Source organism: Gordonia soli NBRC 108243, assembly GCF_000334455.1.
Lineage (GTDB): Bacteria > Actinomycetota > Actinomycetes > Mycobacteriales > Mycobacteriaceae > Gordonia > Gordonia soli.
This window is the reverse complement of the sequence record NZ_BANX01000023.1, coordinates 162,110-175,677: the sequence shown is the minus strand read 5'-3', so window position 1 is coordinate 175,677 and position 13,568 is coordinate 162,110. Positions and strand designations below refer to the sequence as shown.

General features: G+C 67.3%; 11 protein-coding genes. 6 read left to right on the top strand and 5 right to left on the bottom strand.

All coding sequences use genetic code 11. The features are described from left to right. Positions 1–1,205: LCP family protein (locus GS4_RS15915; protein ID WP_007622339.1), on the top strand; the 1,205-nt coding region annotated here is incomplete at its 5' end. Between the two features lie 120 nt (positions 1,206–1,325). Further along, the gene (locus GS4_RS15910) at positions 1,326–1,871 is read left to right on the top strand and encodes a ferritin (RefSeq protein WP_007622338.1); all 546 of its coding nucleotides are present in this window, start codon (positions 1,326–1,328) and stop codon (positions 1,869–1,871) included. Positions 1,872–1,938: 67 nt separating this feature from the next. Here GS4_RS15910 and GS4_RS15905 read toward each other — a convergent pair whose 3' ends face one another. Next, a complete protein-coding gene (locus tag GS4_RS15905) occupies positions 1,939–5,997 on the bottom strand; it encodes a type VII secretion protein EccC (protein WP_007622336.1) in 4,059 nt (1,352 codons plus the stop codon). A gap of 128 nt (positions 5,998–6,125) precedes the next feature. On the opposite strand from GS4_RS15905, the gene eccD reads away from it, so the two are divergent. Continuing rightward, the gene (eccD, locus tag GS4_RS15900; RefSeq protein WP_007622334.1) at positions 6,126–7,613 is read left to right on the top strand and encodes a type VII secretion integral membrane protein EccD; all 1,488 of its coding nucleotides are present in this window, start codon (positions 6,126–6,128) and stop codon (positions 7,611–7,613) included. Then, a complete protein-coding gene (gene mycP, locus GS4_RS15895; RefSeq protein WP_007622333.1) occupies positions 7,613–8,998 on the top strand; it encodes a type VII secretion-associated serine protease mycosin in 1,386 nt (461 codons plus the stop codon). Before eccD ends, mycP begins: the two co-directional genes overlap by 1 nt. A gap of 16 nt (positions 8,999–9,014) precedes the next feature. On the opposite strand, the gene GS4_RS15890 is transcribed toward mycP, so the two are convergent. Together GS4_RS15890 and GS4_RS15885 are read right to left on the bottom strand one after the other, a co-directional pair. Then, on the bottom strand, positions 9,015–9,527 hold the full coding sequence (locus GS4_RS15890; protein WP_007622331.1) for a YbaB/EbfC family nucleoid-associated protein: 513 nt from the start codon (positions 9,525–9,527) through the stop codon (positions 9,015–9,017). Positions 9,528–9,534: 7 nt separating this feature from the next. After that, a complete protein-coding gene (locus tag GS4_RS15885; RefSeq protein WP_007622329.1) occupies positions 9,535–10,329 on the bottom strand; it encodes a hypothetical protein in 795 nt (264 codons plus the stop codon). A 76-nt stretch (positions 10,330–10,405) separates the two neighbouring features. On the opposite strand from GS4_RS15885, the gene GS4_RS24855 reads away from it, so the two are divergent. Both GS4_RS24855 and GS4_RS15875 read left to right on the top strand, forming a co-directional pair. Then, complete coding sequence (locus GS4_RS24855; protein ID WP_007622326.1) at positions 10,406–11,074, top strand: hypothetical protein; 669 nt, start codon at positions 10,406–10,408, stop codon at positions 11,072–11,074. A 12-nt stretch (positions 11,075–11,086) separates the two neighbouring features. Beyond that, entirely contained in the window at positions 11,087–12,163 is a 1,077-nt protein-coding gene (locus GS4_RS15875) for a 3-oxoacyl-[acyl-carrier-protein] synthase III C-terminal domain-containing protein (RefSeq protein WP_007622325.1), read from the top strand. 40 nt (positions 12,164–12,203) lie between these two features. Here GS4_RS15875 and GS4_RS15870 read toward each other — a convergent pair whose 3' ends face one another. Both GS4_RS15870 and GS4_RS15865 read right to left on the bottom strand, forming a co-directional pair. Next, positions 12,204–12,704 (bottom strand): hypothetical protein, encoded by a 501-nt coding sequence (locus tag GS4_RS15870; RefSeq protein WP_007622323.1) that lies wholly within the window; start codon positions 12,702–12,704, stop codon positions 12,204–12,206. Between the two features lie 67 nt (positions 12,705–12,771). Further along, on the bottom strand, positions 12,772–13,494 hold the full coding sequence (locus GS4_RS15865) for a DUF3558 domain-containing protein (protein WP_157226642.1): 723 nt from the start codon (positions 13,492–13,494) through the stop codon (positions 12,772–12,774). Between the last annotated feature and the right edge of the window lie 74 nt (positions 13,495–13,568).

Sequence of the window (13,568 nt, the reverse complement as noted above, 5' to 3'; positions counted from 1 at the left end):
GACCCGCCGCTGCGGCCGGGGGTGCCGGGGCCGGTGTGGCGGCAGGAGCAGGCGCCGCCGGCTACGCACCGACACAGCGCCCAGAGCCGATGCCGGGCGGACGCGAGCCGCGACCCGCCGCCGATCCGCATCGGCGCACCCGACCCGCCGGCTCACCCAGCCCACGGGAGCGGGATTCACGCGGGGCACCTCCGCGCCCGCCCGTCCCCGGGCGCGATCAGCGAGGTGGCACCGGCCGCCCCCGTAAACGCAGACGGTTCCGGATCGGCCGGATCCTGCTCGCCGTCCTCCTGCTGTTCATTGTCGCGAGCGTCGGCCTCGTCTTCTACTACGACAGCAAGCTGAATCGCATCGATGCGTTGACCGCGTACTCCGGCCGCCCGGCCGACACCCCGGGCACCAACTGGCTGATCGTCGGCACCGACTCGCGCGCAGATCTGTCGGCCGCTCAGCGGCGCACCCTGTCGACCGGCGACAGCGACGGCGCACGTACCGACACGATCATGCTCGTCCACAAGCCGCCGAGCGGCCGTCCGATGATCATCAGCATCCCGCGTGACCTGTACGTGCCCATACCCGGCCAGGGCAGCCACAAGGTCAACTCGGCGTTCACCTTCGGCGGCCCACAGTTGCTGGTGCAGACGATCGAGCAGTTCAGCAAGGTCCGGATCGATCACTACGGCGAGATCGGATTCGGCGGGTTCGACACCCTCGTCGACTCCGTGGGCGGCATCGACATGTGCCTCAACCAGGCGCTCGTCGACCCCAAGGCCGGCCTCCGGTTGAAGGCCGGGTGCCAGCATCTCGACGGCCGGCAGGCGCTCGGGCTCGTCCGCACCCGCGCGTTCCCGAATGCCGATCTGGTCCGCGTGGTGAACCAGCGCAAGTTCCTCAGCGCGCTGATGTCGAAGGCGACGAGCCCCTCGGTGATCGCCAATCCGTTCCGGTTGTTCCCGTTTGTCAACGGCGCGGTCGACTCGCTGACCGTCGACACCGACGACCACATCTGGAACCTCATCGGGCTCGCCTTCGCACTGCGCGACGACCCGATCACCACCACCACTCCGACGGCCGGCAGCGAGTACACCGACGACGGCGACTCACTCGTGGTCGGCGACAACACAACCCAGTTCTTCGAGCACATCCGCACCGGCACCAAGGTGCCGGATTCGTTGCTGCAGAACACCGGCGGAGTGCTCAACTGAGGGTCACCTACACCCAGGGGAGCCTCACCGAACTGAGGTCTCCCGAAGCAAGGAAAGTCTCCCCATACTTAGTCTGACCTGGGATGACAGGACCAATCCTGTACTCCTACCATCGATTTCATGACCACACTCAGCGAGCCCTCCAAGTTCCACGAACTCCTCCACGACCAGATCGCGAACGAGTTCGCCTCCGCCCAGCAGTACATCGCAGTGGCGGCATACTACGACAACCACGACATGCCGCAGCTGGCCAAGCACTTCTACAAGCAGTCGGTCGAAGAGCGCAACCACGCGATGATGATCGTCCAGTACTTCCTGGATCGCGACATGCCCGTGCAGATCCCGGCCGTCGCCGCCCCGATCAACGAGTTCGCCGGGTACAAGGCGCCGATCGAGCTGGCGCTGGACCAGGAGAAGACCGTCACCCAACAGATCGTCGACCTCGCCAAGACCGCCCGCGACAACGGCGACTACCTGGGCGAACAGTTCATGCAGTGGTTCCTCAAGGAGCAGGTCGAGGAGGTCGCCACCATGACCACCCTGCGCACCATCGCCGAGCGCGCCGAGGGCAACCTGTTCGACCTGGAGAACTTCGTCGAGCGCGAACTCAACGTCGTCGAGTCCGACGACGCCACCGCTCCCCCGGCGGCCGGCGGCAATCTCTGATCGGAGACAGACCGCGCCGTCCGGGCGCGGGTGAGGCCCCGACCGCGCTCACCTGAGCAGCGGAGAGTCAATCGAACAGCGGCGGCAGATGGCAGATCTGGACCATCTCGTGTCCCCGTGCTCGAGAGATGAACTCACCACGCCCGGGCGGCAGCTTCTGCATCTTGGTGCGGCCCACGATGTTGCCCTCGTCGCGGTCACCACTCATCAGCAGGATGTCGGCCGACAGATCCTTGAGCTTGCCGATGACGGGATCGAACATCGCGCGGCTCGCACCACCCGACCGTCGCGCGACCACGATGCGCAGGCCGATGTCCCGGGCCGACGGCAGGAATTCGCCCAGGGCCGCCAGCGGGTTACCGGCGGACGATGACGCCACCATGTCGTAGTCGTCGACCAGGATGTGTACATTCGGTCCTTGCCACCAACTGCGGTCGCGCAACTGCTGGACGGTCAGATCCGGCGGCGGGAGACGGCGCGACAAGAACTCGCCGAGCTGCTTGATCATCGGCCCCAGGGCCTGTGACGACGTCGCGTAGCCGGCCAGGTGATCGCCGGTGACCACACCGAGCATCGTGCGCCGGTAGTCCACCAGCACGATCTTGTTCTGGGTGGAGTCGCCGTTCTCCATCAACCCCATCGCGATGTTGCGCAGCAGCGTGGTCTTGCCGCTCTCGTTGTCGGCGAAGGCGAACAGCAGCGGCTGCGCATCGAAGTCGAGGACCAGGGGCTTGAGCTCGTTCTCCCCCAACCCCACCGGGATCCGCGACGGCGAGAAGGTCATCCCGATCGACTGTGCCTGCGCGAACATCTCGGATCGGTCGAGTTCCAGGCTCAGCTTGCGCACCTTGCGTGCCGATCGTCCCTGATAGATCTCCTGGAGCTGACCGACCGACCACGCGACCGCCTCGGTCAACGTCTCCGGGTCGCTGTCGCCGTCCAGCCGCGGGAGTCCGACCAGCAGATGCAGCGCCTCGGCAGTGATGCCGCGCCCCGGGCGGTTCGTGGGGACCAGGGCGGCGATCTTACGAGCCATGTCGGATTCCATCGGGTCTCCGAGCCGCAGCTCCAGTCGTGAACCGATCAGATCCTTGATGGCCGGGCGGATCTCACCCCATCGCGATGCCGTCAACACGACGTGGATGCCATAGGTCAACCCCTGGTTGATCAGGGTCGTGACCGTCATCTCGAGCGGCTCGAAGTCCGCGCGGAACGCCGCCCAGCCGTCGATGACCAGGAAGACGTCACCGAAGGGATCGGCCGCGATCGGGTCGTCCGATGTCGGTCGGGCACCGGCGAACAGGGATGCCTTGCGCTTGCGGAAGTCCCGCATGCTCTCCAACCCGAGTGCCCGGAACCGCTCCTCACGCTCCCGAAGGAGGGTGGCGAGTTCGGCGACCGTGCGTCGGACTCCGTCGGCGTCGGAGCGGGTGGCGACCGAACCGACGTGCGGGAGGTCGGAGAGGCCGGCGAGTGTTCCGCCGCCGAGGTCGAGACAGTAGAACTGCACCTGCTCCGGCGTGTGGGTGGCGGCCGACGCCATGATCAGGGTCCGCACCGACGTCGACTTGCCCGACTGCGGGCCACCGACCACCGCGACATTGCCGGCCGCTCCCGCGACATCGAGCACCAACACGTCGCGGCGCTGGTCGTACGGTCGATCGACCACACCCAGCGGGATGTGCAGGTTTCCCAGGGTGTTCACGCTCTCGCGCCATCCCGCACCGGGCACCAGCATGTCGACGGTCGGCGACTCCTCCAGCGGCGGCAACCACACCTCGTGGGCGGCCCGACCGTGACCGGCGAGCTTGGAGACCACCACGTCGAGAAGCGTCGGACCGACCGACGGCTTCATCGGCGCCTCGAGCTCTTCCAGCGACGGCAGTCCGGCCAACACCGACGATCCGGCACCGTCCGGCTCGATCGGGTCCCGATCGACCGCGACCCGACCCGCGGTGAAGACCTTCATCCCGCTCTGCCCGTGCCGGGCGACGACCGTCGGTTCGACCGTGTCGGGCGTCGTGTACTTGCCCGACACGTAGCTGCCGTTGAATCGGATCGGGTCGGCCGAGTCGCATTTGAGGTAGGCCGAACCCGGGACACTGGGCAGGTGGTATGCGTCGGGCACACCGAGGACCGTGCGGGACTCGTTGGCCGAGAACGTCTTCAGACCGATACGATAGGAGAGGTGGCTGTCGAGACCACGGAGTTTGCCCTCCTCGAGGCGCTGCGACGCGAGGAGCAGATGCATGTGCAGCGATCGCCCGAGTCGCCCGATCGCCACGAAGAGTTCCGCGAAATCGGGTTTCTGCGAGAGCAGTTCGGAGAACTCGTCGACGACGATGAACAGCGCCGGGAGCGGATCCAGTGGCTGACCGGCCGCACGGGCGCGTTCATAGTCGCCGACGTTCGCGAAGTTGCCTGCCGAACGCAGCAGCTCCTGGCGCCGGTTCATCTCACCCGACAGCGCGTCCTTCATACGGTCGACCATCGAGAGTTCGTCCTCGAGGTTGGTGATGACCGCGGCGACGTGTGGCGCGTCGTCGAGACCGAGGAACGTTGCACCACCTTTGAAGTCGACGAGCACGAGGTTGAGGGCGTCGGGCGAGTGCGTGGCGACCAGCGACAGTACGAGCGTCCGCAGGAACTCTGACTTGCCCGAACCGGTGGCACCGATGCACAGGCCGTGCGGCCCCATGCCGTTCTCCGCGGCTTCCTTCAGATCGAGCTCGACCGGGTTCCCGTTCTGCGAGATGCCGACCGGCACACGCAGTCGTTCGCGCGGCGTCCGCGGACGCCACACCACGGCCGGATCGATGCGGTTGGCATCGGGGATCTTCAGCAGTGCCATGAGACCGGGGTCGACCGGAGAGCTGTCCTGCTCGAGGCTGACGATCTGGGCGGCGGTGGCGATCCGGTACCGAGACATCGCGCGACCGAACGCCTCCGCATCCGGCACCGAGACCGTGTCGATGTCGGCGAACGTCTCCACACCCATCGCACTGCGGGCGGCGATGGTCCCGTCGGACACCACCAGCTGGAGACCGCGACGGGCGGCGAGGCCGTCGGGGGCGGCGGTGAGATCGATGACCGAGACCCCGTCCATCCCGGCGTCGCTGATCAGCCGTTCGTCGCCGTTCACGTAACCGTCGTCGATGATCAGCACGTAGTGGACTCGACCTGGTGTCGGCGGCGTGGTCCGGGAGAAGCGGCCGCGATCGAGGAGATCGCCTGCGATGGCCTCCTCGAGTTCGGCGACCGATCCGTAGAGCATGCGCTCGGGGGCGACGGCATCGCGACGAGTCGGATGGTGGATGTGCGGTATCCATTTGGTCCACGACCAGGATTCGGACTCGGGGTCGGCGCACACGATCGCCACACGCAGGTGGTCGGGACCGTGGAATGCGCAGAGCTCCATCACCATCGAGCGAGCCAGGGACCGGGTCTCCTGGCGCATCCCCTCGACGCTGATGGCCGGGAAGCCGCGCAACGAGACCGCGGTGGGAAGTCGGTGCACCACCGAATAGGTGCGGACGAAACGCCGCAGCGCGACAGTCGAGACGGGCTCGAGGTCCTCGAGCGGTCCGGTCTCCGGAGGCATCAGCCGCGAGGCGAGGCGCTGACTACCGACCCCGACGCGGACGTGACCGAAGTCGTGATCACCTGGTCGGCGCTCCCACATCCGTCGACTGCCGATCACGCTCTGCAACGACTTCGGCTCGGGATGACTCCATTCCAGCGCCCGACGCTGCGCGGTCCCCGTTGCGGTGACGTCGTCGCGGAGCTGCGCGAGGTAGCGGAAGTAGTCCTTGCGTTCCTCGTTCAGTTCGGCGGACTTCTTGCCACCCGACCGACCGCCGCCCATGAACATGCCGACCGTGGAGAGGATCATGATCATCGGGAACATCATCATCATCGGGTTGGTCAGCAACGAGCGCCCACCGACGGTGAACATCACCGCGATCATGCCGATCACCGCCAGGATCATGATGACCGGCAACATCTTCATCATGATGCTGCCGGGGATGACCCGAGGGACGTCCGGCGGCGGCTGGACCGCGACCTCACCGCCTGGAGCACGCGGCGGAGAGATCCTCGGCTTGCGCACGAACCCGGTGGTCGCCATGTTCCCCCTTACGTCACCGGCGGCTCTACCTACCGCTGGGATGCTAGTCAGAATCCGGTAGATTGCCTACACGACCGGGGTCGGGGACCACGCCCCACGGATGCGCGCACCTTGGGGGTGAGGAGCACATGACGATCGAGGATCCACTCGCCGAACTCGATCAAGAAGCACGTACCGGCGAACCCGATCTGACACGGATATCGGTCATCGGCGGCAACACTCAGGTCGACGTCGCGTTGCCGTCGTCGACACCGCTGGCTGCCCTCCTCCCTGACCTGGTGCGATTGGTCGAATCCCGTACGCCGCGCCGGCCCGACGACGAGTCGTCCGACGAGGACAAGCGCGAGCACTGGACGCTGAGCAAGGTCGGCCAGGACCCGATCGACTCCCATCGCACCCTCAACGAGGCGCAGATCCTCGACGGCGATCTCCTCGTCCTGAAGTCGGTGGTCTCACGAGAGACGCCTGCGTTGTTCGACGATGTCCTCGATGCTGTCGGTCGATTGAATGAATCTCGTTTCGTCACCTGGTCTCCGCGCGCCGCCCGCGTGATGGGACATGTGGTGGCGATGATCGCGACCACCGTGGCCGCCGGGGTGCTGGCGACCTCCCGCCTCGAGTTCGACTCGTGGATTCCCGGTGCGGTCAGTGCACTGCTGGCGGTCGGGTTCGTGGTCGCCGCAGCAATCGTGGCGCGCTCCTACGACGACACCTCGACCGCCACCGTGCTGGCGTTCTGCGCCCAGCCGCTCGTCTTCGCCGGCGCGCTACTGCTGACACCGCACGGTTTCGGCGCCCCGCACCTCACCTTCGCCTGCGCGGCATCACTGGTGACGGCAGTGATCGTCTACCGGTTGACCGCAGTCGGCCCCCTGGTGCACAGCGCGGTCATCTTCGCCTCACTCGGCGGCGTGATCGCAGCCGGTGTCGTGACGATCTGGGGCAGCGACGTCGCCGATGTCGGTGCCGCGCTGGCCGCGATCGCCACCCTGTGCGTGCTCCTGGCGCCGCGTTTCACCATCGCACTGGCGCGGCTGCCCCTACCGCCGGTGCCGACATCTGGCGGGCCGATCGACCCCGTCGACGCCGACGTCCGGCCGACGATCGAGGGCATCGGTGCCATCGGCGCGATGGCATTGCCGTCCGCCGCGGCGCTCGAGCGTCGCGCCTACACCGCAAACCAGTACCTGACCGGCATCGTGCTCGGTACCGCGTCACTCGCAGTGGTGGGTGCCCTGCTCGCCGCAGCTCCGCTGAGCGGATTCGACTGGCGCAGTAGTGCCCTCGCCATCATCATTGCCGTCGTCCTCGCACTGCGTGGGCGTGCGCACAGCGACATCGCGCAGACCGGGACCCTCGTCGGTGCGGGCGCCGTGCTGTTCACCGCTCTGATGGCCGGTCTCGCCATCGACGACGGGGTGTGGGTGTTCATCGCGTTCGGCACCATCCTCGGGCTGGCCGTCCTCGCGCTGCTGTGTGGCGTCGTCGCACCGAGACAGGACTTCTCCCCGGTCATCAAGCGCACCGGCGAGATCCTCGAGTACCTGCTCGTCGGGATCATCGCCCCGTTGACGTTCTGGGTGATGGACGTCTACAGCACGGTGCGCAACCTCTGATGCGCCTCGGGCGCAGCACGGCGGTCGTGGCGACGATCTGCGCGCTCTGGGCTTCCGCGGGGCCGGCTGCAGCCGTGCAACCGCCCGCCCCCCGCCCGTCCGATCTGGTGCTCGACTTCCGAACCGCACCCCCACAGGCCACCGAGCAGACCGTCGAATGCGGTGTGCCGTCGGCATCCAGCGCCGCCGACGTCCGCGATCCGTCGGCAGCACAACAGTTGATGGACGTCGAGGCCGCGTGGCGGTACAGCACCGGTAAGGGGGTGACCGTCGCGGTCATCGACACCGGTGTGCAGCCATCGAAACGGTTCGCGCGCGTAATCGGCGGCGGCGACTTCGTCAGCACCGGCGACGGGTTGAGGGACTGCGACGGCCACGGCACCATGGTGGCCGGCATCATCGCGGGACGGCCCGGCCCCGACGACGGATTCGCCGGGGTGGCACCGGATGCCACCATCCTGTCGATCCGCCAGACCTCACTGTCGTACGACGTCAAGGACCGCAAGGACAAGGCCGGTGGCGGGGCCGCCGACATCGCCCTCAGCAGTTACGGCGACGTGCAGACCCTGGCCCATGCGGTGGTCACGGCGGTGCGCCGCGGTGCGGGCGTCATCAACATCTCCGAGATCGCCTGCGCATCGGCGGGCACCGACCTCCGCGACCGAGCCCTCGGTGCCGCGCTGCAGTACGCCCGCAGTCGCAACGTGGTCGTCGTCGCGGCCGCCGGCAACCTCGTCGACTCCTGCAAGGTGCAGAACACCGGGGTCAATCCCGCGAATCCCACCGCAGGCGGCTGGGATTCGCTCAACACCGTGGTGAGTCCGGCCTGGTACTCGCAGTACGTCCTCACCGTCGGGGGTGTCGACTCGACCAACGGCACCCCCTGGGCCAACAGCATCCACGGCCCTTGGGTGTCGGTGGCGGCACCGGCCACCGAGCTCGTCAGTGTCGGACTCCGCGGGCAGGCGGTCAACCGCCAAGAGGGCAAGGACGGACCGAACGCGTTGTACGGGACGAGTTTCGCCGCACCGTACGTCGCAGGTCTCGCCGCGCTGATCAAGTCGCGCTACCGCGGCATCTCGGCCGACGACGTCATCCGCCGGATCACCGCGACCGCGCACGGACCGGGTTCCGGTCGCGACGACGCGATCGGCTACGGCGTCATCGATCCGGTTGCGGCGCTGAGCGACACGGTGACCACGGCACAGCAGAGTTCGTCGGCGACCGCACGGGCCATCGCACCGCCGTCCGACGACCGCGCCGACACCACCGCTCGGACGGTGGCATTGAGCGGAGCCGGTGTATGCCTGCTCGTCGCAACGGTCTGGTGGTTGGTGACCATGCCTCGGCGTCGGTTGCGCAAGCTGGGCGAGGACGACTACTGACAGTCGGCCGGTCAGCTCACCAGGCCTGGTCCCAGGTACTCCTCCGGCCCGACCGTGGCTCCTCGACGTTCTCGTAGTGTTCCTCGCCGTCGGTCGCACCCGACGGTGACCGATCCGGCGAATCCGGTGGCGCGGTGGATGGTTCGACCGGCTGGGGGATGAAGTCGTCGATGGCCGGCAGTCCGGGGAAGATCTCCGCCATCTGCGGGAGCCCCTGCACCCGTTCCTTCGTGGGCGCCATGATCTCGTCCACCTGCGCCTGTGCCAGCTGGGCGGCTTTCTGCGTCGCCTCGGTGACGTGCCGACCCAGCCCGTCGAGTCCGCCGGCCCGCTCGACTGCCTCCGGGTGGAACTTCAACTGGATCAGGATGCCCTTCGTGTTGACCCACGCGGTGACGAGATCGTTGCTGGAGTTGGCGCTGGCCATGACCTCGGAGAGACGCTGTTGCAGCGTCGACATCTCGGTCTTCTGCTCCTCGAGTTCCGTCATCAGGTTCGCGAGCAGCTCTTTGATCTCATCGTTCGCCATCTGCGCCTCAGATCCGGAAGTGGACGTCGTCGGTGGCGGCGGTGGCGGCCGCCGGTTCTGCGGATGTCGATGCATCCGTTGCGGAAGCGATGCCGTCGACGGACTCTTCGGTTGTCGGCGAGACGTATGCGGCGGCCGGGACGACCGGTGCGGACTCGGTGTCTTCCGCCTCCAGACGGGCGACGGCGCTTGCGGCGACGACCAGGGCACGATGCTCGGGATCGACGAGACCCGGTGTCCAGAGCAGGGTCTCGAGGGTGTTCACGAGGTTCGCGACCTGTTCGTCGGTGCCTGCGCACCGATGCACCGCGGGCAGCAACAGGCTCAGGGCGCCGACGCGATCGGTGGAGACCAAGGCCTCGATGAGGGTGCCGAGATCCTCGGAGACGCCGCGCGGGACGAAGCCGGAGGCGACCAGGCCGGTGGTGATGGCCGCCCAGTCCGCTCCCCGCACCGGAGTCCCGGCCGACTCCAACGCGTCGGCGGTGTCGGCTGCTGTCAGGAAGTGTCGCTGCGCCGTCGCGTCGTCCCCCGCGCGGCGATAGGCATCGGCCAGCGTCGTGTACAAAGTCACCAGCTGATCCCGAACGGTTGCGTAGTCGGCATCAGACGCTGCGGCGACCGCCTGCCGGGCCCAGTCCAACCGTTCATCGTCGTCGGTCGAGAGGTCGGCCAGAGCGAGGGCGATCCGGGATCGATCTGCGGGCCCGGTCGAGGACTCCCACGCGGCAGCAGCGGCGGCACGATCGGCCCCGCGGTCCCCCGGCACCTGCGCCGCGGTGGGTGCGGCATCTCCGGACATGGTCCCCCCGCTTCGTCGTCGTCGCGTGGATAGACTACCGGCCAAGCGAGTCCGGGACGCGAGGGACGGGGCCAGAGTGGATCGATCCGATGACGTCGCCGCGTTGGTGGCGGACGGTGTGGAGGCCGAGCGTGTCGGCCTGTTCGCCGATGCCGAATCGGCCTATCGGGCCGCATGGGAAGCTGCCGAGGCAGCTCACGAACGTTGCATCGCCGCGCATCATCTGGCGCGGGCGCAACCCGATCCCGACACCCGGCTGGGATGGGACCGCGAGGCCCTCCGATGGGCCGCCGACTCCGACCGGGAACTGGTCGCCGACTTCCTGCCCACCGCACTGGTCGCGGCTGCGGCGTCGGCTCGGGCAGCCGACGATCCGCTCGCCGCCCGCGATTGGTACATCGATGCGGCACAACACATCCGCGCTGCAGATTCCTCTGGTGACCACGACGACGCGCTCCGGGCGGCCATTGCCGACGGGCTCATCGCCACCGCTGAGCCGACCACACTGACCGAGGCTCTCCGTTCCCTCGGCCGAGCCCGAAGGTACGCGGCACTCACCTCCGTGCTCCCCCGCTACATCGACTGGGTGCTCGACGACGACGTGACCGGGCTCGTCGAGGCAATCGACGCCGCGCTGGCGACCGACGGCATCAGCGCCGCTGACCACCGCGCGCTGGTGGCGGCATTGCCGACGCACGCCACAAATGACGTCGCCGGTGCCGACGATGTCGCCTTCCAGCTCTGACGACTCGTATCGATGCGCTACGCGGATGTGTACATCGACGGCCTGGGCGTCTACCTGCCGCGCAGCCGGGCACTGACCGAGGCGGTGTCGGTCGGTCAGCTGTCATCCGATGAGATGAATTCTTGGGGCTGGACCGGCGTCGCCGAAGCCGGCGACATCGCTCCCGCGGACATGGCCGTGGCGGCCGGTCGAGCCGCGATCGCGATGAGTTCCACCGACGCACGAACGATCGGCTCCGTCGTCCATGCGGCGGGATCGGTGCAGGGCAGCATCATGTGGCCGGGACACCACTATGTGCAGCGGCACACCATCGGCGACCACGGAAGTGCTTTCGAACTCCGCCAGGCCTGCAGCGGCGGGCTCGCCGCGCTCGGAGTCGCCGCCTCGACGGTGTCCGGCCGATCCGAGCCGACTGCAGTTCTCGTCACCGGCGCCGACAACCACTACTGGTACGACCGATTCGAATGGGTCCGCCATCATCTGGCGGCAGTCCGCGCGATGCCGCTACCCGGAGATGCCGGACATGCATTGGTGGTCAACAACTCCGGCGGTTTCGCCCGGGTCGATGCCGTGGTCTCTGCGGCGGTGCCCGAGTTCGAGGAGGCGTTCCGGCTGCCCGGCAGGCCCTTCCCCGTGCCGCTGTCGGTGCCGACGGTCGAGGAGGTGCATGCGATCACCGGTGCGGTTGCCGAGCACGCCCAGTGGTTGCGAGCACTGAGCTTTCAGATGGTGCGCACCGCGTTGCGCACCGCGACAGCGGCACTCGACGAGGCACACGTCTCGCCCGAGGACATCACCTGGTTCCTGCCGGGGTTCTCGACGACCCCGACTGCGGCGACGTTCATCACCAAGCATCTGCAGCTGGAGATCCCGGAGGATGTCGACACCTTCGGACGCTCGACCGGCCATCTGTCGGTGAGCGACCACGCCGCCGGCCTCGCCTACCTCGCGACACAGGGGCGGCTGAAGGTCGGCGACCGAATCCTGGTCGGCGCCACCGGACTTGCCGCGTCGCTCTGCTATGCGGTCGTCACGATCGTCGACGAGGTGCCCGAGGTCGGGCTGGATCGGGTGGAGAGGGTCGGCTAGATCTACAGATCGGCCTGTGAACTGGCCTGACCGGCCATCGTCAGGACCCGCTGGGTGCGGGAGCGACCACCGGGATGAAATTCCCCGATGGCTGGCCTGTCGTCGGGTCGACGGTTTGCACCGTCAAATTGTTGAAATCGATGGCGTCGAAATGCTTCTTGCCGTCGAAGTCGGTGTCCTGGTAGGCCTTTCCAGCCGCGATGTACAGGTCGCGGAGTGCCGTGATCGAGGCGATGTGCTCATCGAGAATCTTCTCGAGTGACCCCGGGCCCCCATGTGCCTTCTTCTCCAGTCGTTCAGTCCGGAGGCGCCGGTCCGAGTCATAGCCGTTGAGTCCAGGGATCTGAGAGATCCGATCGATGTTTCGCTTGGCTGCCTGAAGTGAATGGAGCAGAAGAGCGCTCGCCTTCGCCGCGTTGGCGGCGGCGTCGGGTTCGAGACGCAGGTCGCCGTCACGAGCGGCACCGGCCGCAGAGTTTGCCGCGTCGTTGATCTGCGTGAACTGGCTCGCCGAGTGGTCAGGCCTCTCGATGGTCGTCATGGTTCGGCTCCTGTCTGGTGGTCAGAGATGAAGAGTTTCGACGAGTCTGTTCAAGCGGCGGTGCTGATCATTTGGGGGCGTTTCGATACACCAGCCTCGCCCACTTCTCGACGAGGCCGCAGTTGTCGATCGCTCCGCTCACCGAACTCGATCTGGCTATCGTGACCCAGATCGACCCGAAGCTGGTGCCCCACGCGATGTCACACCGCTCGACGAAACCTTTGCCGACGGGGGTGTACTTCACTGCCCGTCGCCCGTCGACCACAGTGTCGGAGAAATCGGTGAAGTTGGGCATCCGGCGTACCTCGTCCAGCGAATAGCGGGTCGAATAGACATAGCCACCGTAACCGGCCGGCGCGGTCGGCACAGTCCCCCAGTCGCATGACCTCACTCCTGCCAGGAAGTCACAACGCTCGGTGACACGTCGCGCGAACTGCATCTCCGAGAAAACAGAGTCTGGTAGCTGACTGGGATTCCACAGTTGGTCCGCAGGCAGCGGATTCTGACTAGCTGGAACGGTGAGGGTCCCCTCGGGACCGAGTAGCGATGGCGAGGAACCAGATGCTGTGTCGGACTCGGAACCATCGGAGGCCGCGACAACCATGGCGACGACCGCCACGACGACGACCACGACGACAACACCGGCTAGAACAAACCAAGCCCAGCGGCGGCGCGGTGGCTCCGAGCTGCCTCCACCCCGCTGGTGAGGAACGTTCGGCTGCTGGAACGGACCGGCCGCGCTATCCGGCGGCGGGAAATACGGCCCTGGCGGCGGGGGCGGCCCGGTCACGACCCTGGCTCCCCCACCCGCACCCTTCCCGACTCTGGCTGCATACGACGACCGTACCCGCCCGCAGTTCGCGC